Source organism: Variovorax sp. MPBD4-3 (assembly GCF_058809745.1).
On record NZ_JBXASW010000080.1, the window covers coordinates 1 to 24731 of the forward strand.

At 67.8% G+C, this 24731-nt stretch carries 24 protein-coding genes and 1 riboswitch; of the genes, 19 read left to right on the plus strand and 5 right to left on the minus strand.

Translation table 11 applies throughout. The features are described from left to right. Nucleotides 1-161 precede the first annotated feature (161 nt). The 7 genes from glyQ to AC1RVW_RS28100 are packed head-to-tail and all read left to right on the plus strand — an operon-like array spanning nucleotide 162 to nucleotide 6472. Complete coding sequence (glyQ, locus tag AC1RVW_RS28070) at nucleotides 162-1070, plus strand: glycine--tRNA ligase subunit alpha (protein WP_493203888.1); 909 nt, start codon at nucleotides 162-164, stop codon at nucleotides 1068-1070. 3 nt (nucleotides 1071-1073) lie between these two features. Continuing rightward, nucleotides 1074-3260, plus strand: a complete 2187-nt coding sequence (gene glyS, locus AC1RVW_RS28075) for a glycine--tRNA ligase subunit beta (protein WP_493203890.1) — start codon at nucleotides 1074-1076, stop codon at nucleotides 3258-3260. Between the two features lie 25 nt (nucleotides 3261-3285). Next, on the plus strand, nucleotides 3286-3615 hold the full coding sequence (locus tag AC1RVW_RS28080) for a hypothetical protein (RefSeq protein ID WP_081270148.1): 330 nt from the start codon (nucleotides 3286-3288) through the stop codon (nucleotides 3613-3615). After that, nucleotides 3605-4138: a DUF6036 family nucleotidyltransferase gene (locus AC1RVW_RS28085; RefSeq protein ID WP_285414256.1), complete on the plus strand. Its 534-nt coding sequence runs from the start codon at nucleotides 3605-3607 to the stop codon at nucleotides 4136-4138. The genes AC1RVW_RS28080 and AC1RVW_RS28085 overlap by 11 nt, the downstream gene beginning before the upstream one ends. Then, nucleotides 4135-4713 carry a D-glycero-beta-D-manno-heptose 1,7-bisphosphate 7-phosphatase gene (gmhB, locus tag AC1RVW_RS28090; RefSeq protein WP_081270146.1) on the plus strand — a complete coding sequence of 193 codons (579 nt, stop codon included), beginning with the start codon at nucleotides 4135-4137 and terminating at the stop codon, nucleotides 4711-4713. Before AC1RVW_RS28085 ends, gmhB begins: the two co-directional genes overlap by 4 nt. After that, complete coding sequence (locus AC1RVW_RS28095) at nucleotides 4713-5483, plus strand: lysophospholipid acyltransferase family protein (RefSeq protein ID WP_081270145.1); 771 nt, start codon at nucleotides 4713-4715, stop codon at nucleotides 5481-5483. Before gmhB ends, AC1RVW_RS28095 begins: the two co-directional genes overlap by 1 nt. 17 nt (nucleotides 5484-5500) lie before the next feature. Beyond that, complete coding sequence (locus AC1RVW_RS28100; protein WP_493203893.1) at nucleotides 5501-6472, plus strand: M48 family metallopeptidase; 972 nt, start codon at nucleotides 5501-5503, stop codon at nucleotides 6470-6472. Nucleotides 6473-6488: 16 nt separating this feature from the next. On the opposite strand, the gene AC1RVW_RS28105 is transcribed toward AC1RVW_RS28100, so the two are convergent. From AC1RVW_RS28105 to AC1RVW_RS28120, 4 genes are all read right to left on the minus strand, one after another. Next, on the minus strand, nucleotides 6489-7259 hold the full coding sequence (locus AC1RVW_RS28105; RefSeq protein WP_409194349.1) for an SDR family oxidoreductase: 771 nt from the start codon (nucleotides 7257-7259) through the stop codon (nucleotides 6489-6491). A gap of 68 nt (nucleotides 7260-7327) precedes the next feature. Beyond that, on the minus strand, nucleotides 7328-8248 hold the full coding sequence (locus AC1RVW_RS28110; RefSeq protein ID WP_106936701.1) for a pseudouridine synthase: 921 nt from the start codon (nucleotides 8246-8248) through the stop codon (nucleotides 7328-7330). Then, nucleotides 8245-9552 carry a leucine-rich repeat-containing protein kinase family protein gene (locus AC1RVW_RS28115; RefSeq protein WP_493203896.1) on the minus strand — a complete coding sequence of 436 codons (1308 nt, stop codon included), beginning with the start codon at nucleotides 9550-9552 and terminating at the stop codon, nucleotides 8245-8247. The genes AC1RVW_RS28110 and AC1RVW_RS28115 overlap by 4 nt, the downstream gene beginning before the upstream one ends. Nucleotides 9553-9561: 9 nt before the next feature. Beyond that, on the minus strand, nucleotides 9562-10632 hold the full coding sequence (locus AC1RVW_RS28120; RefSeq protein ID WP_081269633.1) for an MBL fold metallo-hydrolase: 1071 nt from the start codon (nucleotides 10630-10632) through the stop codon (nucleotides 9562-9564). A 120-nt stretch (nucleotides 10633-10752) separates the two neighbouring features. On the opposite strand from AC1RVW_RS28120, the gene AC1RVW_RS28125 reads away from it, so the two are divergent. The 8 genes from AC1RVW_RS28125 to iaaH all read left to right on the plus strand — a co-directional run bounded on the left by AC1RVW_RS28125 (nucleotide 10753) and on the right by iaaH (nucleotide 20047). Further along, nucleotides 10753-11148 carry a MerR family transcriptional regulator gene (locus AC1RVW_RS28125; RefSeq protein ID WP_081269634.1) on the plus strand — a complete coding sequence of 132 codons (396 nt, stop codon included), beginning with the start codon at nucleotides 10753-10755 and terminating at the stop codon, nucleotides 11146-11148. 30 nt (nucleotides 11149-11178) lie between these two features. Then, the gene (can, locus tag AC1RVW_RS28130; protein ID WP_493203899.1) at nucleotides 11179-11913 is read left to right on the plus strand and encodes a carbonate dehydratase; all 735 of its coding nucleotides are present in this window, start codon (nucleotides 11179-11181) and stop codon (nucleotides 11911-11913) included. A 41-nt stretch (nucleotides 11914-11954) separates the two neighbouring features. Beyond that, nucleotides 11955-13775 (plus strand): bifunctional isocitrate dehydrogenase kinase/phosphatase, encoded by a 1821-nt coding sequence (gene aceK, locus AC1RVW_RS28135; RefSeq protein ID WP_409194346.1) that lies wholly within the window; start codon nucleotides 11955-11957, stop codon nucleotides 13773-13775. Between the two features lie 56 nt (nucleotides 13776-13831). Next, complete coding sequence (locus AC1RVW_RS28140; protein WP_409194345.1) at nucleotides 13832-15016, plus strand: acetyl-CoA C-acyltransferase; 1185 nt, start codon at nucleotides 13832-13834, stop codon at nucleotides 15014-15016. An 86-nt stretch (nucleotides 15017-15102) separates the two neighbouring features. Further along, nucleotides 15103-16353: a glutamate carboxypeptidase gene (locus AC1RVW_RS28145; RefSeq protein ID WP_081269638.1), complete on the plus strand. Its 1251-nt coding sequence runs from the start codon at nucleotides 15103-15105 to the stop codon at nucleotides 16351-16353. A 118-nt stretch (nucleotides 16354-16471) separates the two neighbouring features. Further along, entirely contained in the window at nucleotides 16472-17602 is a 1131-nt protein-coding gene (locus AC1RVW_RS28150) for an acyl-CoA dehydrogenase family protein (RefSeq protein WP_493203902.1), read from the plus strand. Further along, complete coding sequence (locus tag AC1RVW_RS28155) at nucleotides 17599-18432, plus strand: metallophosphoesterase (RefSeq protein WP_493203904.1); 834 nt, start codon at nucleotides 17599-17601, stop codon at nucleotides 18430-18432. The genes AC1RVW_RS28150 and AC1RVW_RS28155 overlap by 4 nt, the downstream gene beginning before the upstream one ends. Before the next feature lie 97 nt (nucleotides 18433-18529). Next, nucleotides 18530-20047: an indoleacetamide hydrolase gene (iaaH, locus tag AC1RVW_RS28160; protein ID WP_493203906.1), complete on the plus strand. Its 1518-nt coding sequence runs from the start codon at nucleotides 18530-18532 to the stop codon at nucleotides 20045-20047. A gap of 22 nt (nucleotides 20048-20069) precedes the next feature. On the opposite strand, the gene AC1RVW_RS28165 is transcribed toward iaaH, so the two are convergent. Next, a complete protein-coding gene (locus tag AC1RVW_RS28165; RefSeq protein WP_493203908.1) occupies nucleotides 20070-20828 on the minus strand; it encodes a helix-turn-helix transcriptional regulator in 759 nt (252 codons plus the stop codon). Between the two features lie 135 nt (nucleotides 20829-20963). Here AC1RVW_RS28165 and AC1RVW_RS28170 point away from each other — a divergent pair, with 135 nt between their 5' ends. From AC1RVW_RS28170 to AC1RVW_RS28185, 4 genes are all read left to right on the plus strand, one after another. Further along, nucleotides 20964-21398: a YchJ family protein gene (locus AC1RVW_RS28170; RefSeq protein ID WP_106936708.1), complete on the plus strand. Its 435-nt coding sequence runs from the start codon at nucleotides 20964-20966 to the stop codon at nucleotides 21396-21398. A 26-nt stretch (nucleotides 21399-21424) separates the two neighbouring features. After that, a riboswitch (TPP riboswitch) is annotated at nucleotides 21425-21530 on the plus strand. Nucleotides 21531-21621: 91 nt separating this feature from the next. Next, on the plus strand, nucleotides 21622-23505 hold the full coding sequence (thiC, locus tag AC1RVW_RS28175; RefSeq protein WP_493203910.1) for a phosphomethylpyrimidine synthase ThiC: 1884 nt from the start codon (nucleotides 21622-21624) through the stop codon (nucleotides 23503-23505). Between the two features lie 32 nt (nucleotides 23506-23537). Further along, nucleotides 23538-24230: an HAD family hydrolase gene (locus AC1RVW_RS28180; RefSeq protein ID WP_493203912.1), complete on the plus strand. Its 693-nt coding sequence runs from the start codon at nucleotides 23538-23540 to the stop codon at nucleotides 24228-24230. A 59-nt stretch (nucleotides 24231-24289) separates the two neighbouring features. Next, nucleotides 24290-24616 carry a thioredoxin family protein gene (locus AC1RVW_RS28185; RefSeq protein WP_493203914.1) on the plus strand — a complete coding sequence of 109 codons (327 nt, stop codon included), beginning with the start codon at nucleotides 24290-24292 and terminating at the stop codon, nucleotides 24614-24616. Nucleotides 24617-24731: the final 115 nt, after the last annotated feature.

A 24731-nucleotide genomic window follows, 5' to 3' on the forward strand; every position in this document is an offset into this window, starting at 1 on the left:
GATTTGTACGGGGTGGGGTGTTGTCTCACCCGCCGCGCCACTGCGCGAGCAGGCGACTTCCCGAGCCGCTGTGGGAGAGTTGCCCTCCGAACGTAAAATCGCCCGCTTTCGCGGTGCTTCGCCGCGCTACCGTCCAATGTCCGGCCCCGCCGGCCAGCTTCATGTTGACCTTCCAGCAAATCATTCTCAAACTGCAGTCGTACTGGGCCGACAAGGGCTGTGCGCTGCTGCAACCGTACGACATGGAAGTGGGCGCGGGCACCTCGCACACCGCCACCTTCCTGCGCGCCCTCGGCCCTGAACCCTGGAAAGCCGCCTACGTGCAGCCCAGCCGCCGCCCCAAGGACGGCCGCTACGGCGAGAACCCGAACCGCCTGCAGCACTACTACCAGTACCAGGTCGTGCTGAAGCCCGCGCCCTCCAACATCCTCGAGCTCTACCTCGGCAGCCTCGAAGCCCTGGGCTTCGACCTGAAGAAGAACGACATCCGCTTCGTCGAGGACGACTGGGAGAACCCCACGCTCGGCGCCTGGGGCCTGGGCTGGGAGGTCTGGCTCAACGGCATGGAAGTGACGCAGTTCACCTATTTCCAGCAGGTCGGCGGCATCGACTGCAAGCCCATCACCGGCGAAATCACCTACGGCCTGGAGCGCCTGGCCATGTACCTGCAGGGCGTGGACAACGTCTACAACCTGACCTGGACCGACGGCCTGAGCTACGGCGACGTCTACAAGCAGAACGAGGTCGAGCAGTCGACCTACAACTTCGAGCACAGCGACGCCGAGTTCCTCTTCACCGCCTTCAACGCGCACGAGAAGCAGGCCAAGCACCTCATGACCGAGCAGCTCGCGCTGCCGGCCTACGAGCAGGTGCTCAGGGCCGCGCACAGCTTCAACCTGCTCGACGCGCGCGGCGCGATCAGCGTGACCGAACGCGCGGCCTACATCGGCCGCATCCGCAATCTGGCGCGCAGCGTCGCGCAGAGCTACTACGACAGCCGCGAGCGGCTCGGCTTTCCGATGGCCCCGCGCGAATGGGTCGCACAAATGCCACCGAAGAAGGCGGCCTGAGCCATGACGAGTCCCATGAAGAATTCCCTGCTGGTTGAACTGTTTGTCGAAGAACTGCCGCCCAAGGCGCTGAAGAAGCTCGGCGACGCCTTTGCGGGCGTGCTGCGAGACCAGCTCGTGGCGCAAGGCCTGGCCGAGGCCGGCTCGGTGCTCACGCCGTACGCTTCGCCGCGCCGCCTGGCCGCGCACCTCACGCACGTGGCCGAGCGCGCCGCCGACAAGGCCGTGTCGCAGAAGCTCATGCCCGTGGCCGTGGGCCTCGACGCCTCGGGCCAGGCCACGCCGGCGCTGCTCAAGCGCCTGGGCGCGCTGGGTGCCGACGCCTCGGCCGTGCCCGGCCTGAAGCGCGCGATGGACGGCAAGGCCGAAGCCCTGTTCTACGAAAGCACCGCCAAGGGCGCCACGCTGGCCGAAGGCCTGCAGAAGGCGCTGGCGGAAGCCATCGCCAAGCTGCCGATTCCCAAGGTCATGAGCTACCAGCTCGAAAGCGGCTGCGAGCTGCCGGGCTGGACCAGCGTGAGCTTCGTGCGCCCGGCGCACGGCCTGGTGGCGCTGCACGGCGACACCGTGGTGCCGATCGAGGCCCTGGGCCTGAAGGCCGGCCGCGACACCCACGGCCACCGCTTCGAGGCGGCGGTCGATCCGGTCGTGCTGCGCAACGCCGACAGCTACGCGCTGCAGCTGCAGGAAGAAGGCGCCGTCATCGCCAGCTTCGAGGCGCGCCGCGCCGAAATCGCGCGTCAGCTGGCCGCGGCGGCGGTGAAGGTCGGCGGCGGCTCGGTGCCCATCCACGACGACGCGCTGCTCGACGAAGTGACCGCGCTGGTCGAGCGCCCCAACGTGCTGGTCTGCAGCTTCGAGCGCGAGTTCCTCGAAGTGCCGCAGGAGTGCCTGATCCTCACGATGAAGGCCAACCAGAAGTACTTTCCGCTGCTCGACGCATCGAGCAGGCTCACCAACAAGTTCCTGGTGGTCAGCAACATCAGCCCCGACGACGCGAGCGCGGTCATCGGCGGCAACGAGCGCGTGGTGCGCCCGCGCCTGGCCGACGCCAAGTTCTTCTTCGACCAGGACCGCAAGAAGTCGCTGGCCTCGCGCGTCGAGTCGCTGGGCAAGGTGGTCTATCACAACAAGCTGGGCACGCAGGGCGAGCGCGTGGAGCGCGTGATGCGCATCGCGCGCGGCATCGCCGAGAAGCTGGGCGACCCGGCGCTGGCCGCGCAAGCCACCCAGGCCGCGCAACTGGCCAAGGCCGACCTCGTGACCGACATGGTCGGCGAGTTCCCCGAGCTGCAGGGCACCATGGGCCGCTACTACGCCAGGCACGACGGCCTCGACGCCGCGGTGGCCGACGCCATCGAGGACCACTACAAGCCGCGCTTTGCCGGCGACGAGCTGCCGCGCAACAGCGTGGGCCTGGTGGTCGCGCTGGCCGACAAGCTGGAAACGCTGGTCGGCATGTTCGGCATCGGCAACCTGCCCACCGGCGACCGCGACCCGTTCGCGCTGCGCCGCCATGCGCTCGGCGTGATCCGAATTTTGATCGAACGAGATATAGCTTTGAGTTTGCCGGATGTCCTGCGGCTGGCGCAACTTACCTTGCCGCCTAGCGTCCTAGAAGCCGCACACTTTAAGCAACGTCCTGGGGATATTGCTTTCGGTCTCGTCTCTGATGCTAAAGGCTACTCGGTGTATGACTTCGTCATCGATAGGTTGGTTAGCTATGTGCGTGAGCTGGGATATCCGATGGCTCAGGCTCAGGCAGTAACCGCATCCGATCCGGAAATGATCAACGAAGTCCCGAAGCGGCTGGCCGCAGTGCGCGCCTTTGCGATCCTTCCTGAAGCTCCCGCCCTGGCCGCCGCGAACAAGCGCATCGGCAACATCCTCAAGAAGGCCCCCGAGGCCGACGCGCACGTCAGCGAACTGCTGCTGCAGGAGCCCGCCGAGAAGGCGCTGCACGCAGCCATGGCGCAGGTGGTGCCCGCCGCCAACGCGCAGTTCGAAGCCGGCGACTACACCGCCTCGCTGCAGACGCTGGCCGCGCTGCGCGAGCCGGTCGACGCCTTCTTCGACGGCGTGATGGTCAATGCCGAGCAGGCCGACCTGCGGCTGAACCGCCTGGGCCTGCTGATGTCGCTGCACGCCGCGATGAACCGCGTGGCGCAGCTCGAGCGGCTGGCCGTCTGAGTTTCCGCGCTCGATAATTCGCCCCATGAACCGGCAACAACAGATCGACGATTTCCTGCTCCAGGCGCACCGCCTGGCGGTATCGCGACTGCGAGCCGATCCGGGGCGGATCGCGGATGTTTCGGCAACGCTCGAACGATGGCAGGCGCTGGCCGGAGCGACCCGGTCCGACGCCTACTGGAACGAGTGGCGGGCCATGCTGGCGGCGGGTGTCGATGCCATTGAGGCCGCTACTTGCGGCACCGACGACCACGCCGTGGCGCTGCGCAATGTTTCTCCCGTCGGCGTCCTCATGACGCAGCGCGAACGCGGCGAACTCCTGCGTGCGGCGCGGCAAGGCGCACATGCAGCGTAGCGAAGCGGAACATGTGCTGCGCGCGGCGGCCGCGATTGCGCAGGAGCAGTCGTTTGTCGTAGTCGGCAGCCAGGCGCTGCTCTTCCTGTTGCAGGATGCGCCGCAGAGCCTGCTGGTCTCGCGCGAACTCGATCTCTATCCGGCGCTGCATCCCGAGAAGTCGGACCTGATCGATGGCGCCATCGGCGCGTTGTCGAGCTTCGACGACACCTTCGGCTATCACGCGGACGGCGTGGGCCCGGAAACGGCGGTGATGCCGGGCGACTGGATGCAGCGCGCCAGCCTTCACTATGTCGGTGAACTGACGGTGGTGTGTCCGGAGTTGCACGACCTGGCGTTGTCCAAGTGTGTGGCGGGACGCGAGAAAGACGCCGATTTCGTGCGCGAGCTGCTCAGGCTCAAGCTGGTGTCGCCGGTGGTCCTGCGCGAGCGCGCTGCGTTGCTGGATGTGGCGAAATACCCGGTGGCGCAAATTGGCGACTGGATCGAACGGCGTCGCATCGAAGCGGGAGTGCATTCATGAAACTCGTCATCCTCGACCGCAACGGCACGATCAACGTGCACCGCGAAGACTTCGTCAAGAGCGACATCGAGTGGACGCCGCTGCCAGGTGCGCTGGAAGCCGTGGCACGGCTCAACCATGCGGGCTGGCACGTGGTGATCGCGTCCAACCAGTCGGGCCTGGGCCGGGGGCTGTTCGACATGGCCTCGCTCAACGCCATGCACGCCAAGATGCACAAGATGCTGGCGGCGGTGGGCGGCAGGATCGACGCGGTGTTCTATTGCCCGCACAGCCCCGACGAGGACTGCGACTGCCGCAAGCCGAAGCCGGGCCTGTTCCTGCAGATCGGCGACCGCTACGGCATCGATCTGAAGGGCGTGCCGACCGCGGGCGACAGCCTGCGCGATCTCCAGGCCGGCGCGGCCGCCGGCTGCGAGCCGCACCTCCTGCTCACGGGCATGGGCGCGGCCTGCCGCGGCGTCGATCCGCTGCCTTCCGAATACCCGGCGAACACGGTGGTCCACACCGATCTCGCCGCCTTTGTCGATTTTCTGCTCGCGCGCGAAGCGCGGGCCGCGTTGCAGGTGACTGTCTGATGGCGTTTTTCCGTTCCGTTCTCCACGCGCTGTGGATGCTCGTCACCGTGATTCCCTGGGGCATCATCATGTGCGTCAGCTCGCTCTGGAAGCGCGGCATTCCGCTCTACTGGATGGCGGAGCGCTGGCTCGGCTGGGCCATCGGCGGCGCGCGCGTGCTGCTGGGCATCAAGACGCGCGTGAGCGGCATGGAGAACCTGCCGACCGACAAGCTCGCCGGCGCGATCCTGCTGGTCAAGCACCAGTCCACGCTCGAGACCTTCCTGATGCCCACGCTGATGCCGCATCCGCTGGCCTACGTGTTCAAGAAAGAGCTGATCTACATCCCGTTCTTCGGCTGGGCGATGGCGCGGCTGGACATGATCCACATCGACCGCAGCCAGCGTGCGCAGGCCTTCAACAAGGTGGTGAACCAGGGCCGCAAGCTGCTGGCGCAAGGCATCTGGATCATCATGTTCCCCGAAGGCACGCGCATTCCGCGCGGCCAGAAGGGCACCTACAAGAGCGGCGGCACGCGGCTGGCCTGCGAGACCGGCGTTCCGGTCATTCCCATTGCCGTGACCTCGGCCAAGGTGTGGCCGCGCAAGGCCTTCATCAAGCGCCCGGGCGTGGTCGACGTGTCGATCGGCCCGGCCATCTCCAGCGTCGGCCGCAAGCCCGACGAGCTGATGCGCGAGGTCGAGGCCTGGATCGAGGCCGAGATGCGCCGCCTCGACCCCGAGGCCTATCGCGACAGCCCGCCGCAGCTGCAGCAAGAAGCGGCGAGCTGAACGAGAGAGAACCCGCCATGGGGGGCCTGCTGCAGTTCACGCTCGACCTGTTCGAAGGGCTGGGGAGCGAGTTCGCCCCGCGTGCGCCGGCGCCCAAGCCGCGGCGCCGCGCGAAGAAGCCTGCCGGCCCGGTGGCCGCGCCTCCCGCCATCGTTCCCGCCGCGCCGCCTGCGCCGCGCGACCTGGTGCCCGGCCCGCCGGCCGTGCCGCTGGCCGACACGCTGACGCTCGCCAGCTTCGCGCATCCGCAGGCCACGCGCGAACTGGTGCTCGGCTCTGCGCGGGTGGCCTATGAATTCAAGCGCGGCAACCGCAAGACCATCGGCTTCCTGGTCGGTGCCGAGGGGCTGTCGGTGCGCGCGCCGCGCTGGGTGGCGCTGCGCGATGTCGACGCGGCCATCCGCGAGAAGTCCGACTGGATCTTGCGCAAGCTGGCCGAGACGCAGCAGCGCCACGCGCGCGTCGAGGCCACGCGCATCGAGTGGCGCGACGGCGCGGAGTTTCCGTTCCTCGGCGAGCCGGTGGCGATCCGGCTCGACCCGAAGCACGGCTTTGCCAGCGTCGGCGGCACGCTCGACGAAAAGGTCGGCGACGGGCCGCGCGTTCTGCGCCTGGCGGTAGCGCAGAACGCCGAGCCTTCGCAGATCCGCGACGCGGCGCAGGCCTGGCTCACGCGGCAGGCGCGCAAGCTCTTCATCGAGCGGCTAGACCATTTCGCGCCGCTGCTGGGCGTGCGCTGGCAGAAGCTGTCGCTGTCGAACGCGGCCACGCGCTGGGGCAGCGCGAGCGCCGACGGGTCGATCCGGCTCAACTGGCGGCTCATTCATTTCCGCATGCCGGTGATCGACTACGTGGTCGCGCATGAACTGGCCCACCTGCGCGTGATGGACCATTCGCACCGCTTCTGGGAAACGGTCGAGAGCGTGGTGCCCGACTACGACCAACTGCGCCGGCAGCTCAAGGACGAAGCGGTTCCCCGCTGGTCCTGAAGCCTTTGGTTGAGTGTCAACGCGCGTGCGTGACGCCGCCGTCCACCACCAGCGTCGAACCCATCACATAGTCGCCCGCGCGAGACGCCAGGTAGATGGCCGCGCCCGCCATGTCTTCCGGCACGCCGATGCGCCCGGCGGGAATGCGGCCCTTGACCTCGTCGCCGTGGTCGCGCGCGTCCTTGTTCATGTCCGAAGCGAAGGCGCCGGGCGCGATCGCGCTCACCACGATGCGCTCCTGCGCCAGCCGCAGGGCCATGCGCCGCGTGAGCTGGATCAGGCCGGCCTTGCTGGCGGCGTACGAGTAGGTTTCCTGCGGGTTGACGGAAATGCCGTCGATCGAGGCGATGTTGATGACCTTCGCCAGGTGGTCCGTGGCGGCCTTCTTGAGCATCGGCGTGAGCGCCTGGGTCAGGAAGAAGGGTGTCTTGAGGTTCAGGTCCACCACCTTGTCCCAGCCGCTTTCCGGAAACTCCGCGTAGGGCGCGCCCCAGGCCGCGCCCGCGTTGTTCACCAGGATGTCGAGCGTGCCTTCGTGCTTTGCATAGGCCTCGACCAGCTTGTGCGCGCCCTCCACCGTCGACACGTCCGCCGGCAGCGACACGCAGTGGCCGAAGGCCGACAGCTCCTTCGCCGTCTGGTCGCAGGCCGCGGCCTTGCGCGCCGAGATGTACACGCGCGCGCCCTGGGCCAGGAAGCCCTCGGCGATCATGCGGCCGATGCCGCGCGAGCCGCCGGTGATGAGTGCGGTGCGGCCCTTCAGCGAGAAGAGTTGGGTGGTGTCCATGGTGCGGTTGTCTCCTGAATGAAAGATTTTCAGGAAACGAGCTTAGTGCGCACCGCGCCCGGTCCGCGTCACCTTGGTGCCAGCGAGAGGTTCCGGGGGCTGCTGAAGCGGCGCGGCTCGCCCGTGACCGGGTCGGTGAAGGCCACCGACTTGGCCAGCAGCTGCAGCGGCTTGTCGAAATCGTCGGTGTTCTCGGGCAGCAGCACAGGGTAGATCGGGTCGTTGACGATCGGCATGCCCAGCGCCAGGCAATGCACGCGCAGCTGGTGCTTGCGGCCGGTGACGGGCGAGAGCTTGAGCAGCGCATGGCCGTCGCGCGCGGCCAGCAGCTCGATGTGCGTCTCGGAGTTGGGTTCGCCGGGCTCCTCGCGAACGCGCATGAAATGGTCGTCGTCGACCAGCCGGCTGCGGTAGGTGGCGGGCACCGACGAGACGCCCTCTTGCCAGGGCACCACCGCCTCGTAGTGCTTGTCGATGCGGCGCTCGGGGAACATCGCCTGGTAGGCGCCGCGTGTTTCCTGGCGCACCGAGAACAGCACCAGCCCCGAAGTGCTGCGGTCGATGCGGTGCAGCGGCACCAGGTCGTCGATCTTCAGCTTGCGCTTGAGCCGCACCAGCAGGCTTTCCTGCAGGTATTTGCCGGTGGGCGTGACCGGCACGAAAGGCGGCTTGTCGACCACCAGCAGCTGGTCGTCCTGGAACACCACCTGTTCCTCGAAAGGAATGTGCACCTCGTTGTCGAGCGAGCGGTAGTAGTACACGCGCAGCGGCGACTGGTAGCGGCGCTGCGCCGTCACCGGCACGTGGTGCTCGTCGATCACGTCGTTGGCCGCGATGCGTTCGAGCCAGGCCTCGCGCGTGATGGCGGGGAAGCGCTCGATCAGGAACTCGGCGATGGTCGGCCATGGGCCGTGCGGCAGCCCGACGCAGCTGGGCCCCACGCCGTCGCGCGTGGGCAGCGGCAGCTGCGGCGGACGGCGTCTCGTCATCGGGCGGTTGCTTCCTGCAGCAGCGGCAACGCCTCGGCAAGCGAAGGGCGCGCGGCGGGAACAGGCTGCAGGCAACGGTCCTTGAAGGCGCTCACCGAGGCCGGCACGGCATCGGTGCAGCGTTCGAGCAGCTCTTCGAGCAGGCAGCCGAAGGCGCGAATTTCGAGCGCCTGGAATGCACGTGCCTGCGCCTCGCCGAGCGAGCCGCTCATCCAGGCCGCGCCGAAGTCGCCGAGCCGGCCTTCGCCTTCGGGGCTGCGCAGGATGTTGTGCGCATACAGGTCGCCGTGAAGAATGCCGCGCGCATGCAGATGCTGCATGGCCGAGGCGATGTCCCGCGCGATGCGCAGGGCGACGGCCGCGGGCCAGCGTGCATCGTCGGCATAGACGTCGCGCGTGCACGATGCCAGGCTGGGCGGCCCCGCCAGCGTGGTGAAGCGCGGGTCGACCAGCCCCATCACCAGGCCTTCGGTGCCTTGCGGATGCCCGTCGATGCGGCTTTGCGCGGCGATCAGCGTGGGGTGCGCGCCCGCGCCGATGCAGGCGGCCATTTCGCTGTGCGGCCAGCCGTCGCTGGTGACGGCGCCCTTGAAGAGCTTGACCGCCACCTGTCGCGATGCGCCGAGCGTCGCCTGGTGGATCACGCCCGATGCGCCTTCGCCGAGCTTGCGGCCCAGCGTCAGCTCATGCCAGTCGACATGCGGCACCGACCGCGCTGCGATGGCGGCGTCTTCGGCTTGCGTGTCGAAGGGGTTGCCGGCGCAGGCGAGCCACGACAGGCGCGGCAGCGACGGCAGCCATTCGGGCAGCGTCTCGAAGCGGTTGGCCGAGATGCGCAGCAGTTCGAGTCGCTCGAGCCCGGCCATCGAAGGCGGCAGCGCGCGCAGCAGGTTGCCCGCCAGCATCAGCTTCTGCATGCGCGTGCAGGCGCCGAGCGCATCGGGCAGCTCTTCGATGCGGTTGTCGGTGAGGATCAGCCAGCGCAGCGAAGGCGGCAGGGCGGCGGCCGGCACGCTGCGGATCCGGTTGGCCTTGAAGCCCACGATGTCGAGGCTGCGGCACCGGCCGACGGCTTCGGGCAGTTCGGAGAAGCGGTTGTCGGAGCAGAAGAGCACACGCAGCCTGTGCAGGCGGTGCAGGTCGTCGGGCAGGGTGTCGAGCGCATTGCCCGACAGGTTCAGCACCTCGAGCGAATCGGCCAGGTCGAAAACCTCTCGCGGAAACTCGGTGAGTCCGCACGAGAGGTCGATTCTTGTTGCGCCTGCCAGCCGGCCCGCGCGCAGCTGAGCCAGCGTGTCGTCCATCCGGAGAGTCTAAGCCGTGGTGGCCTGGGGGCCGAAGCGGTAGATGCCGTCCTTGCCCAGCTCGCGCTTCACCTGGCCCGAGAACCACAGCAGGTGCAGGTGGGCCACGGTCTCGCCCATGGCGAAGGTCATCTGGTGCAGGTCGAGTTCGCGCTTGAACAGGATCGGCAGGCCTTCGGCCGCGGTGAGCGGGCGCGCCACGCAGGCTTCGAGCAGTTCGGCCAGTCGGTCGCGGTGGTGCTCCTGCAGCTGGTCGACGCGGCGGTGGATGCCGGTGAATGGCTTGCCGTGCGAGGGCAGGCCCAGCGTGTCGGCCGGCAGGGCCTTGAACCTGTCGATGCTGTCCAGGAACAGCCGCAGCGAATTGGCTTCGGGCTCGCCCGCGTGCACGCTCACGTTGGTGGAGATGCGCGGCAGCATCATGTCGCCGCCCAGCAGCAGCTTGAGCTCGTCGCAGTACAGCGAGATGTGCTCCGGTGCATGGCCGTAGCCGCTGATGCAGCGCCAGGCATGGCCGTCGATCATGACGGTGTCGCCGTCGAGCATGCGCACGAAGCTGTCGGGCACCGAGGGCACCATGTTCGCGTAGTAGTTGGTGCGCGCGCGGATCTTGGCGATGGATTCGGGGTCGGTCAGCCCGTGCGAGGCGAAGAAGCGCGCGGCCTGTTCGCCGCCGGCCAGAGTGTCGCCGGCGGTGCTGAGCACGCGCGCCACGTGGTAGTCGGTCGAGCTGATCCACAGCGGCACGTTCCAGCGCTGGCACAGCCAGTGCGCCAGGCCGATGTGGTCGGGGTGCATGTGGGTGACGATGACGCGCAGGATCGGCAGGCCCTGCAGCTGCGTCTCGAAGATCTGTTCCCACTGCGCGCGGGCCTCGTCGTGGGCGATGCAGCAGTCGACCACCGTCCAGCCGGCCACGCCGTCGATGGTGTCGCGCAGCAGCCAGAGGTTGATGTGGTCGAGCGCGAAGGGCAGCCGCATGCGGATCCAGCGCACGCCGGGCGCCACTTCCATGGCTTCGCCGGGCTGGGGCAGCGTGTCGCCCAGGGGATAGTGGAGTTCGCGTTCGAGGAGGTTCATGTAAGATTGACGTTTACGTAAACGTCATGGAATGAGGGCTCCATTGTAGGGATCGCGGGGGAAACCTGCTGTCGCCCCGGTAACCCTCCTTCCGGCGTCCCTTTCGCCTCCACCGTCGTCATGCCTGCGCAAACCTTCACCATCAGCCAGCTCGCGAAGGAATTCGACCTCACGACGCGGGCCATCCGCTTCTACGAGGACATGGGCCTGCTCACGCCCGAGCGCGCCGGCCTGCAGCGCATCTACAGCGCGCGCGACCGCGCCCGGCTCACGCTCACGCTGCGCGCCAAGCGCCTCGGCCTGAGCCTGACGGAGGCCAAGGACATCCTCGACATGTACGACAGCCCGCGCGACACGGTGCCGCAGCTGGAAAAGTTTCTCGGCGTGCTGGGCGCGCACCGTGCCCAGCTCGAGGCGCAGCTGGCCGAGCTGCAAGCCAACCTCGCGGAAGTCCGCGAACATGAGAAAAAGGGGCGCGCCACGCTGGCCAGGGCGCAAAAGGCTGCCAAAGCCTGAGAACACACGACTCATCGACAATAGCTGACTATGTCCGACACCGATAACCTCAACGACCTCTTCGCCCACAACCGTGCCTGGTCCGCCCAGATGGAGCGTGACCGCCCCGGCTTCTTCACCGGCCTGGTGAAGCAGCAGACGCCGCGCTACATGTGGATCGGCTGCTCCGACAGCCGCGTGCCCGCCAACCAGATCACCGGGCTGGAGCCGGGCGAAGTGTTCGTGCACCGCAACGTGGCCAACATCGTGGTGCACTCCGACCTGAACGCGCTCTCGGCGATCCAGTTCGCGGTCGAGCACCTGAAGGTCGAGCACATCATGGTGGTCGGCCACTACGGCTGCGCCGGCGTCAAGGCCGCGCTCAGCGGCAAGCGCATCGGCCTGGCCGACAACTGGATCCGCCACATCCAGGACGTGCGCGACCGCCACCACGTGATGCTCGAGAGCCTGCCCGACGAGGAAGCCCGCGTCGATGCGCTGTGCGAGCTCAACGTGGCCGAGCAGGTGGTCAACGTGGCCGTCAGCACCGTTATGGTCGACGCCTGGGCGCGCGGCCAGAAGGTCCGCATCCACGGCTGGACCTTCGGCGTGCACGACGGCCTGCTGCAGGACCTCGGCCTGAGCGTGGACGGCACCCAGCCGCTCGACGCCATCTACAAGGCCGCGGTGCAGCGCATCCGCCACAAGTGGAGCAAGCCCGGGGCATCGGTGAAGTCGATCACGGCGGCGCAGCCCGAGGCCGACGGCGCCACCGCGGCCACCTGAGCGGCGGCAGCGCCGTCTTCCTCCACCCCGTCCGTCCCGCCATGTTCCCGCAGCGTCTCGATTCGCCGCTGGCCTATGACATTGCGAAGGCGATGATGGACGGCTTCAACCGGCACTACCGGTTGTTCCGGGCCGAGTCGGCGCGCGCCAAGCACCGCTTCGAAACCGCCGACTGGCACGGCCAGCAGCGTGCGCAGCGCGAGCGCATCGAGTTCTACGACCTGCGCGTGAGCGAGGCCGTGGCCCGGCTCGAGAAAGAGTTCAAGGCCGGCGAGCAGCCCATGGACGTGTGGCACCAGGTCAAGCTGCACTACATCGGCCTGCTGGTGAACCACCACCAGCCCGAGCTGGCCGAGAGCTTTTTCAACTCGGTGACCACCAAGATCCTGCACCGCGCGTACTTCCAGAACGACTTCATCTTCGTGCGCCCGGCCATCAGCACCGAGTACATCGAGCCGCGCGGCGCGCCCACCTATCGGCCCTACTACCCGTCGCCCGACACGCTGGCCGACACCGTCGAGCAGATGCTCGACGACTTTTCCCTGCTCGGCAGCTTCGCCAACAAGCGGCGCGACGCACAGCGCGTGGCGCATGTCATCCTGAACCGCTTCCACCAGGTCAAGCTGCGCGCCAACTTCCAGCTGCAGGTGCTGTCGGGACTGTTCTTCCGCAACAAGGGCGCGTACGTGGTCGGCAAGATCATGAACGGCTTCACCGAGATCCCGTTCTCGCTGCCCATACTGCACGACAGCCACGGCAGGTTCTACATCGACGCCGCGCTGTTCGGCGAAGACGACCTGCAGATGCTCTTCAGCTTTGCGCGCGCGTACTTCATGGTCGACATGGAAGTGCCCTCGGCCTGGGTGCAGTTCCTGCGCTCGCTCATGCCGCGCAAGCCGCGCGCCGAGATCTACAACGCGCTCGGCCTCGCCAAGCAGGGCAAGACGCTGTTCTACCGCGACTTCCTCTCGCACCTGAACTACTCGAGCGACCGCTTCCGCATCGCGCCCGGCATCAAGGGCATGGTCATGCTGGTGTTCGACCTGCCGTCGTTCCCGTTCGTGTTCAAGGTCATCAAGGACTTCTATCCGCCGCAGAAAGACACCACGCGCGAGCAGATCAAGGGCAAGTACATGCTCGTGAAGCAGCACGACCGCGTGGGCCGCATGGCCGACACGCTGGAGTACAGCGACGTGGGTTTTCCGCTCGACCGTTTCGAGCCCGGGCTGATCGAGGAGATCCGCAAGTTCGCGCCCAGCCAGCTCGAGATCGGCGACCGCGACGGCAACGGGGAAATGGAGCTGGTGCTCAAGCACGTCTACATCGAGCGGCGCATGATCCCGCTGAACATCTACCTGCAGGAAGCCTTCGACACGCTGGCCCATCCCGAGAGCCCGGCGCACGCCAGGCGCGCGAAAGAGCAGCTCGAGCATGCGGTGGTGGAGTACGGCAATGCCATCAAGGACATGGTGGCGGCCAACATCTTTCCCGGCGACATGCTGTGGAAGAACTTCGGCGTCACGCGCGGCGGCAAGGTGGTGTTCTACGACTACGACGAGATCGAATACGTCACCGACTGCAAGTTCCGCAAGGTGCCGGAGCCGCGCAACGAGGAAGAAGAAATGAGCGGCGAGGTCTGGTATTCGGTCGGCCCGAAAGACGTGTTCCCCGAAACCTTCGAGCCATTCCTGCTGGGCAACAAGGACGTGCGCGAGGCCTTCATGGCCCACCACGCCGACCTGCTCGACGCCGCCTTCTGGCAGCACCACAAGGAACGCATCCAGGCCGGGCAGATGCTCGATGTGTTCCCCTACGAAGAGTCGCAGCGCTTCCAGCACGAAGGGCACGCGACGCACTTCTGACCCGTACGGCTGTTTTCGATTTCCGCTTTCACATCATTCCTGAAGGAGACCTCCACATGTCCGAATCCATCGTCATCGTCGGCCTTGCCCGCACCCCCATGGGCAGCTTCCAGGGCGACTTCTCGTCGCTCTCCGCGCACGACCTGGGCGGCGCCGCCATCAAGGCCGCCGTCGAGCGCGCGGGCATCGCGCCCGACAGCGTGGGCGAAGTGCTGTTCGGCAACTGCCTGATGGCCGGCCAGGGCCAGGCCCCGGCTCGCCAGGCGGCCTACAAGGGCGGCCTGCCCGACAGCGCGGGCGCGGTCACGCTCAGCAAGATGTGCGGCTCGGCCATGAAGGCCGCGATGCTGTCGCACGACCTGCTGCTGGCCGGCACGCACGACGTGATCGTCGCGGGCGGCATGGAAAGCATGACCAACGCGCCCTACCTCATGCTCAAGGGCCGCGGCGGCTACCGCATGGGCCACGACCGCATCTTCGACCACATGATGCTCGACGGCCTCGAAGACGCCTACCAGCCGGGCCGCTCGATGGGCACCTTCGGCGAGGACTGCGCGGCCAAGTACAAGTTCACGCGCGAGCAGCAGGACGCCTTCGCCATCGCCAGCGTCGAGCGCGCCAAGAAGGCCACCGAGACCGGCCTGTTCAAGGACGAGATCGTGCCCGTCACGGTCAAGGGCCGCGGCGGCGACACGGTGGTCTCGGTCGACGAAGGCCCGGGCAAGGTCAAGCTCGACAAGATCCCTACGCTCAAGCCCGCGTTCAAGAAAGAGAACGGCACCATCACCGCCGCATCGAGCTCGTCCATCAACGACGGCGCCGCCGCGCTGGTGATGATGACCGAGTCGCATGCCAAGAAGATCGGCGCCAGGCCCATCGCCCGCATCGTCGGCCATGCCACGCACGCGCAGCAGCCCGAGTGGTTCTCCACCGCGCCCGTGGGCGCTGTCGCCAAGCTGTTCAAGAAGACCGGCTGGGCCGTGAAGGACGTGGACCTGTGGGAAGTGAACGAGGCCTTCGCCGTGGTGCCGATGGCGCTGATGCACGAGCTCGACGTGTCGCACGAGATCGTCAACGTGCACGGCGGCGCCTGCGCGCTGGGCCACCCGATCGGCGCCAGCGGCGCGCGCATCATGGTCACGCTCATTCACGCGCTGAAGGCGCGCGGCAAGAAGCGCGGCGTGGCCACGCTGTGCATCGGCGGCGGCGAAGGCACAGCCGTGGCACTCGAATTGCTATAAGAGCAGCGTCGGGAGCGTCCGAGCACGGGCACTCCCGGCTTTTTTTCATTCAGACATTCAAATAAATGCGTAGAGCAGGAGATTTCATGCGCCCATCCATCCACCGTACCGCCATTGCCGCCTTGCTGGCCGCCGCTTTCCTGGCGCCCGCCGCCAGCTGGGCCCAGAAGCGCGACAACGTGCTGTTCCAGGCTGCCACCGACGAGCAGCCCGCGGTGATCAAGACGCTGGAGAAACTCGTCAACATCGAGACCGGCACCGGTGACGCCGAAGGCATCGCCGCCGCCGGCAACTACCTCGAGGGCGAACTCAAGAACCTGGGCTTCACCGTCACGCGCAGCAAGTCGGCCGGCATCGTGGTGGGCGACAACATCGTGGGCAAGATCAAGGGCCGCGGCGGCAAGAACCTGCTGCTGATGTCGCACATGGACACGGTGTACCTGAAGGGCATCCTCGCGAAGGCTCCGTTCCGCGTCGAGGGCGACAAGGCCTACGGCCCGGGCATCGCCGACGACAAGGGCGGCAACGCCGTCATCCTGCACACGCTCAAGCTGCTCAAGGAATACGGCGTGCGCGACTACGGCACCATCACCGTGCTGTTCAACACCGACGAGGAGAAAGGCTCCTTCGGCTCGCGCGACCTGATCCAGGAAGAAGCCAAGCTGGCCGACTACGTGCTCTCCTTCGAGCCCACCAGTGCAGGCGACGAGAAGCTCTCGCTCGGCACCTCTGGCATCGCGTACGTGCAGGTCAACATCACCGGCAAGGCATCGCATGCGGGCGCGGCGCCCGAGCTGGGCGTGAACGCGTTGGTCGAGGCCTCCGACCTGGTGCTGCGCACGATGAACATCGACGACAAGTCGAAGAACCTGCGCTTCAACTGGACCATCGCCAAGGCCGGCAACGTGTCGAACATCATCCCGGCCACCGCCACGCTGAACGCCGACGTGCGCTATGCGCGCAACGAAGACTTCGACGCCGCCATGAAGACGCTGGAAGAGCGCGCGCAGCAGAAGAAGCTGCCCGAGGCCGACGTCAAGGTGATCGTCACGCGCGGCCGCCCGGCCTTCAATGCCGGTGAAGGCGGCAAGAAGCTGGTCGACAAGGCCGTGGCGTACTACAAGGAAGCCGGCGGCACGCTGGGCGTGGAAGAACGCACCGGCGGCGGCACCGACGCGGCCTATGCGGCGCTCTCCGGCAAGCCCGTGATCGAAAGCCTGGGCCTGCCCGGCTTCGGCTACCACAGCGACAAGGCCGAGTACGTGGACATCAGCGCCATTCCACGCCGCCTGTACATGGCCGCGCGCCTGATCATGGACCTCGGCGCCGGAAAGTAAATGCTGCCCCCCGGCTTTTCACTCGCCTTGCTCGTGTAACTCCACCCCCCGAGGGGGAGGCGCGGTCCGCCTTGGGGCGGCCCGGCGGCGACCGCCTCTTCACATAGAAGGAACTGCCATGTTGTTGACAGCAGACCAGGAAGCCATCCGCGACGCGGTGCGCGATTTCTCGCAAGCCGAGCTGTGGCCCAACGCCCCCAGGTGGGACCGCGAGCACAGCTTTCCGAAGGAAGCGCATCAGGGCCTCGCGGCGCTGGGTGCCTACGGCATCTGCGTGCCCGAGGAGCATGGCGGCGCCGGCCTCGACTACCTCACGCTGGCGCTGGTGCTGGAAGAAATCGCGGCCGGCGACGGCGGCACCAGCACCGCCATCAGCGTGACCAACTGCCCCGTCAACGCCATCCTCATGCGCTACGGCAACGCGCAGCAGAAGAAGCAGTGGCTCGAGCCGCTCGCGCAGGGGCGCATGCTCGGCGCCTTCTGCCTCACCGAGCCGCAGGCCGGCAGCGATGCGTCGAGCCTGCGCACCACGGCGCGCAAGGACGGCGACGCCTACGTGATCGACGGCGTCAAGCAGTTCATCACCAGCGGCAAGAACGGCCATGTGGCCGTCGTCATTGCCGTGACCGACAAGGGCGCGGGCAAGCGCGGCATGAGCGCGTTCCTGGTGCCGACCGACTCGCCCGGCTACAACGTCGCGCGCCTGGAAGACAAGCTGGGCCAACACAGCAGCGACACCGCGCAGATCAACTTCGACGGCTGCCGCATCCCGGTGGAAAACCTCATCGGCGCCGAAGGCGAGGGCTACAAGATCGCCCTCGGCGCGCTCGAGGGCGGCCGCATCGGCATTGCAGCGCAGAGCGTTGGCATGGCGCGCAGCGCCTTCGACGTTGCGCTGGCCTATGCCAAGGAACGCCAGGCCTTCGGCGGTTCGATCTTCGACCAGCAGGCCGTGGGCTTCCGCCTTGCCGAATGCGCGACGCAGCTCGAAGCGGCGCGCCAGCTCATCTGGCACGCCGCTGCGCTGCGCGACGCCGGCCGGCCCTGCCTGAAGGAGGCGGCCATGGCAAAGCTCTTCGCCAGCGAGATGGCCGAGCGCGTGTGCAGCGCCGCCATCCAGACGCTGGGCGGCTACGGCTACGTGAACGACTTCCCGCTGGAGCGCATCTACCGCGACGTGCGCGTGTGCCAGATCTACGAAGGCACCTCGGACATCCAGAAGCTCTTGATTCAACGCGCGCTGGCGTGAACCGGCGCAGCGGACGGCGGTGGGGCTGGATTGCCACGGCATGCGTGCTGGCGGGGCTCGCGCTATGGGGCTTCGTCATCGAGCCGCGCTGGGTGGCCGTGCGTGTAGAACCCCTGGGCTCATCTGCATGGCAGGCGCCGCCGGGACTGAAGGTGGCGGTGGCGAGCGACTGGCACCTCACCGCGCGTTCGGCATGGCGCGTCAACGGCCTTGGGCGCGCCGCACGCGTCGTGGACGACATCAATGCAGCGCAGCCCGACATCGTGCTGCTGCCCGGCGACTTCCTGGCCGGCTCGGGTGGCGACGAGTCGCTGCCCATCGAAGACATGGCCGTGGTGTTCGGCCGCCTGAAGGCGCCGCACGGCGTGTATGCAGTGCTCGGCAACCACGATTGGTGGCATGACGGCCAACGCATCGCCAAGGCACTGGCCGCGCAGGGCATCCGGGTGCTGGAAAACGCTTCGGTGCAAGTGCCCGGCCACGACCTCTGGGTGGTCGGTATCGGCGATCACTCGACCGGCCATTCGGACCCGATGCGCGCGCTGGCCGGCGTGCCGTCCGAGGCAGCGACACTGGTCATGATGCACGACCCCTTCAGCCTCGCGACCATGCCGCGCACAAGAGGCCTCGTGGTCGCGGGGCATACGCACGGCGGACAGGTCAGCGTGCCGGGCCATGGCGCACTGATCGTGCCCGGCGCGGCGCCGCGCGAATGGGCCTACGGCTGGATCTCGCACAAGGGCAGGCGCATGTACGTAACCAGCGGCCTCGGCGTGAGCATCCTGCCGGTGCGCTTCAACATGCGGCCCGAGTGGGTGATGTTCCGCTAGCCGGTTACCCATCCGTCAGCCTGTCATCGGTTTCGACGACAGACAGCCGCGCGCCTCGAGCGCACCATGGCGGCCTCTCTTGTCGGAGGCCTTCGCCATGTCCATTTCAAAATCCGTTCCCGCCACCGCCCTGGCCCTGCTGTGCCTTGGCGCTCCCAGCCTGCCGGCGCAGGCGCAGACCGCCGCCGCGCCCGACATCGCCACGCTGACCGCAACCGAAGCCGTGAAGCAGCTGTGCGCCGGTACCGTCACCAGCGAGCAGCTGGTCACGGCCTACATCGCCCAGGCCAAGGCCCGGGCGAATCTCAATGCCTTCATCACGCTCGATGAAGCCGGCGCACTGAAGCAGGCGCGCGCCGCCGATGCGCTGCGCAAGCGCGGCGGTGCGTGCAAGCCTCTCGCGGGGCTGCCCGTGGCCATCAAGGACAACATCCAGGTGCAGGGCCTGCCCGCGACGGCCGGCACGCCTGCGCTCAAGGGCTTCGTGCCCGGCGCCGATGCACCTGTGGTGGCCAGGCTGCGCGCCGCCGGCGCGGTGGTGCTCGGCAAGACCAACATGCACGAGCTGGCCTTCGGCGTCACCGGCTACAACCCCGCGTTCCAGAGCGGGCCCGAGGTGGGCGTGCGCAATGCCTACGACGCGAGCCGCATCGCGGGCGGTTCGTCGTCGGGCAATGGCGCGGCGCTGGGCGCGCGCATGGTGCCGGCCGCGCTCGGCACCGACACCGGCGGCTCGGTGCGCATTCCGTGCGCCTTCAACGGCTGCGCGTCGCTGCGCCCGAGCATGGGCCGCTATCCGCAGCAGGGCATTGCGCCCATCTCGCACACGCGCGACACGGCCGGGCCGATGGCGCAGTCGATGGCCGACGTGGCGCTGCTCGACGGCGTGATCGCCGGCGGCAAGCCGCTCAGGCCCGTCGACCTGAAGCGCGTGCGGCTCGGCGTGGTGCAGGCCTTCTACGCCAACCTCGACGCCGACACGCGCGCCGCCACCGACGCCGCGCTGGCCAAGCTGCGCGCGGCCGGCGTCACGCTGGTGGATGTGGAAATGCCGAAGCTGATGGAGCTCAACGGCGCGATCGGCTTTCCGCTCGCGCTCTACGAGGCGAACGACGACATGGCGGCCTACCTCGCGAAGTACCGCACCGGCATCGACATCGCGCAGCTCGCGGCCGGCATCGCCAGCCCCGACGTCAAGGGCACCTTCGACGCCTTCGTGATCCCGCGCAAGCTGCCCGCGCCCGCCGGCACGGTCGATGCGAAGCCGGTGTACGACAACGCGATGCGCGTGGCACGCCCCGCGCTGCAAAAGCTCTACCGCGACACCTTCGCCAGCAACAGGCTCGACGCGCTGGTGTTCCCGACCGTGCCGCGCGTGGCGCTGGCCGCGGCGCCCGAAGCCAGCAGCCCGGTTAACTTCGGCGCGCTGATCCAGAACACCGACCCGGGCAGCAACGCCGGCATTCCGGGCGTGCAGTTGCCGTCGGGCCTCGGCGCGACGACGGGCCTGCCCGTGGGGCTGGAACTCGACGGGCCGGCCGGCAGCGACCGCAAGCTGCTGTCCGTGGGGCTCGCCGTGGAACAGGTGCTCGGCCGGCTGAACGCGCCCAAATAGGCAGGCAAGCCGGCGTGCGTGGTCAGCGCCCGGCCGGCGGCACGCTCCAGCCCGCGAGCGCCGCGCGGCGCTCGATGCCCAGCTTGTCGAAGATGCGCCGCAGGTAGGTGCGCACGGTGGGCACGCCCACCGCCATGCGCCGCGCGATCTCCTTGTCGGTGAGCCCTTCGCGCACGCAGCGGGCCACCTCCTGTTCACGCACGCTCAGCAAGGCCCATGCGGCTTCGCGTGTGTCGCTCGGGGCGGCTGAAGCGGCTGCCCGCTGCGCCCGCAGGAGCGCCCCGGCGAACGCCGGCTCGATCAGGTCCAGCAGCGCCTTCTCGTGGTCGCCGAAATCGCCGCGTCCCTTGCGCCGCCAGATGCGCAGGTCGCCCAGCGCGCGCTCGCCCTCGAAGGCATGCAGGTTCATGCCCCAGTGCAGGCCGTCGCGCGACAGAAAGTCGTTGAAGAACGGGGTGCGCATCAGGGCGCGCTGCGGCATCACCTCGGTCACGCGCGTGGCGCGGCGGCGCGACTGCAGCACGAAGGTGATCGGGTCGTTGTGCTGGTGCCATTGCGCGTAGCTGTCGAGGTTGGCGGGCTCCATGTTGATCGCCACGCGCGCGCCGAAGCTGCGGCTGCCCGCATCCCACACGAACGAGGCGAACTGGTCCGCGCGCAGCAGGTCGAGCAGCGCCCGGCCCAGGCTTTCGCGAATATCCCGCTCGTTGCCGGCGGCGTCCTGCGCCAGCAGCGTGAAAACGCCGCGCAACGCCTGCTGTTCAGTGCCTGTGAGGTACATCGCGGTTCTTCCGGTGGAATCGCTGTGAAGCTAGCGCTTAGCAAGCGCCGCGCCAAGGGTGAATGCCCTCGGCGCGGCACCCCGGGGCTTGCCCTCTCGGCACCCGGCCCGCGAGGTGTTCCAATAGCGGTCTTCATGAGTGCCATCGATCCCACCACCGGACCTTGTCCCTGCGGCCGTACCGACCGCCGCGACAAGCCCATCGGCTACGCCCTGTGCTGTGGCCGCTATCTCGACGATTTCGAGAACACGCCGGCGCCGGACGCCGAATCGCTGATGCGTTCTCGCTACTCGGCCTTCGTGCTGGAGCGCGGCGAGTACTTGCTCGCCACCTGGGACGCCGCCAGGCGCCCGGCCTCCATCGAGTTCGAGCCCGGAGTCAAGTGGCTGGGGCTGGACATCCGTTCGCGCTCCGTGCTCGACGCCGACCACGCCGAGGTCGAGTTCGTCGCCCGCCAGCGCAGCGCGGCCACCGGCGCCGCGACCCGGCTGCACGAGCGCAGCCGCTTCGTGCGCGAGGGCGCGCGCTGGTTCTATCTCGACGGCGACCTGCAGCAGCCCCTGGCTTGACGCGCCGCCCGGCGGCTCGCACAATCGGCCCCGCTCCGGGGTGCACGCATGTGGCGTGCTGAGATGGCAAAGCTGCCGACCCGCGAACTTGATCCGGGTCATACCGGCGTAAGAAGAGCTGCACTCCCTGACTCCGGTCCGTCACTCCCCCTTCCGTGACGGGCTTCCCGAAGTCCACCGAGCGATTGCGGAGCACCCTTTTCCTCAACAAGGAGTGCCTCCGATGAATGCCCCCGACAAGTTCACCTCGCTGCTTTCGCTCACGCGCGAGCCGTTTCCCGCGTCGCACAAGTGCGTGATTCCGGGCAGCCGGCCCGACCTGCAGGTGCCGGTGCGCGACGTGCTGCTGACCAACGGCGAGACCGTCTCGCTCTACGACACCTCCGGCCCCTACACCGACCCCAAGGTCCAGATCGACGTGCGCCGCGGCCTGCCCGACGTGCGCGGCGCGTGGGTCATCGAGCGCAATGACACGGAAAGTTACGAGGGCCGCTCGCACCATGCGCTGGACGACGGCGCCAAGAACGAAGACCGCGACGCCCAGCGCCTGGCCGAGCTGCGCGCCGGCGCCTCGGCGCTGCAGCGCCAGCCGCGCCGCGCGAAGTCGGGCGCCAACGTCACGCAGATGCACTACGCGCGCCGCGGCATCGTCACACCCGAGATGGAGTACGTGGCCCTGCGCGAGAACGGAAAGCGCGAGTGGATGGCCGAGTACCTCGCCAACGAGGAGCGTGCGAAGCGCGTGGCGGGCAACCCCATGGGCGCGATCATTCCGCGCATCATCACGCCCGAATTCGTGCGCGACGAGGTGGCGCGCGGCCGCGCCATCATTCCGGCCAACATCAACCACCCCGAAGTCGAGCCGATGGCCATCGGCCGCAACTTCAAGGTGAAGATCAACGCCAACATCGGCAACTCGGCCGTCACCTCGAGCATCGAGGAAGAGGTCGAAAAGCTGGTGTGGGCCATCCGCTGGGGCGCCGACAACGTGATGGACCTGTCGACCGGCAAGAACATCCACACCACGCGCGACTGGATCGTGCGCAACTCGCCGGTGCCCATCGGCACCGTGCCCATCTACCAGGCGCTGGAGAAGGTGGGCGGCGTGGCCGAAGACCTCACGTGGGAGATCTACCGCGACACGCTGATCGAGCAGGCGGAGCAGGGCGTCGACTACTTCACCATCCACGCCGGGCTGCGCCTGCCGTTCATCCACCTCACGGCCGACCGCATGACGGGCATCGTGTCGCGCGGCGGCTCGATCATGGCCAAGTGGTGCATCGCGCATCACAAGGAGAGCTTCCTCTACACGCACTTCGAGGACATCTGCGACATCATGAAGGCCTACGACGTGAGCTTCTCGCTCGGCGACGGCCTGCGCCCCGGCTCGGGCGCCGACGCCAACGACGAGGCGCAGTTCGCCGAGCTGCGCACGCTGGGCGAGCTCACGCAGATCGCCTGGAAGCACGACGTGCAGACCATGATCGAAGGCCCGGGCCACGTGCCGATGCACATGATCCAGTCGAACATGGACGAGCAGCTCAAGCATTGCCACGAGGCGCCGTTCTACACGCTGGGGCCGCTGACCATCGACATCGCGCCGGGATACGACCACATTGCCAGCGCCATCGGCGCGGCCATGATCGGCTGGGCCGGCACCGCGATGCTCTGCTACGTGACGCCCAAGGAGCACCTGGGCCTGCCCGACCGCGACGACGTGAAGCAGGGGATCATTGCCTACAAGATCGCCGCGCATGCGGCCGACGTGGCCAAGGGCCACCCGGGCGCGCGCTCGCGCGACGACGCGCTGAGCAAGGCGCGCTTCGAGTTCCGCTGGCAGGACCAGTTCAACCTGGGCCTGGACCCCGACACCGCGCGCGAATTCCACGACGAGACCCTGCCCAAGGACTCGAGCAAGGTGGCGCACTTCTGCTCCATGTGCGGCCCCAAGTTCTGCTCGATGAAGATCACGCAGGAAGTGCGCGAGTACGCCGCGAAGAAGGGCGTGGCCGAAGCCGAGGCCATGACCGAGGGCATGGAAGAGAAGTCGAAGGAATTCATGGCGGGCGGCGGCGAGATCTACATCCCGATCAAGGCCGTGTCCTGAGCTTGCAGCGGGGTCGTTGCTACCATGGAGGCATGACCCCTTTTCCCTTTTCCGCGGTCCTGTTCGACTGCGACGGCGTCCTCGTCGATTCCGAACCCATCACCAACCGCGTGCTCGCCGAGATGCTCGGCGAGCTCGGCTGGCACCTCAGCACCGAGGAATCGATGAACACCTTCACCGGCAAGGCGGTGAAGGACGAGGCCGCGCTCATCGAATCGAAGACCGGCGTGAAGATCACCGACGAGTGGCTGCGCAGCTTCCGTGCGCGGCGCAACGAAGCGCTGGAGCGCGACCTCGTCGCCATTCCGAACGCGCCGGCCGCCATCCGCGAGATCCATGCGCGGCTCAAGGGCCGCATCGCCTGCGCCTCGGGCGCCGACCGCCACAAGGTCGAGCTGCAGCTGGCCAAGGTCGGCCTGCTGGACTGCTTCCAGGGCCGCATCTTCAGTGGCCATGAAATGCCGCGCTCCAAGCCGCATCCCGACGTGTACCTGGCGGCAGCCGAGGCGCTGGGCGTCGATCCGCGCCGCTGCGCGATCGTCGAGGACACCGTCACCGGTGCGATGGCCGGCGTGGCCGCGGGCGCGACCGTGTTTGGCTACAGCACCGGCGAATCGGGCCACAGCGGGCCGGGGCCGCTGCTGAGCGTGGGCGTGGTGCGCGTGTTCAGCGACATGGCCGAATTGCCCGCGCTGCTTTCAGGCTACGACCTGCAGGCGGCCTGAGTTTCTGGTGCAATGAAGGGCATCGACAGCCCTTCAGTTCAGCACAGGAACATTTCCACATGACTTCCGAATACAAGACCGAGCAACCCGACCGCGCCGAGATCGATGCGCTCACCGGCCCCGCCGTGGTCGAGTTCGGCACCAACTGGTGCGGCATCTGCAAGGCCGCGCAGCCGAACATCGCGGAGGCCTTCGCCAAGTATCCGGACGTGCGCCGCATCAAGGTCGAAGACGGCAGCGGCCGGCCGCTGGGCCGTTCGTTCAACGTGCGGCTGTGGCCCACGCTGGTGTTCATGCGCGACGGAAAGGAAGTCGCGAAGCTGGTGCGGCCGGAAGACAGCCAATCCATTGCCGACGCGCTGGCGTCCATCATGCAGTCGGCCTGACGACTCGGTGGGTTGTGTCGATTCGGGGCGACGCTCACGCCGACGGGGTACCTTGCTCCGCGAATGTCCCCCGGGGCTGCGCCCCTCCTCCTTTATTTCGCTGCGCAAGGCACCC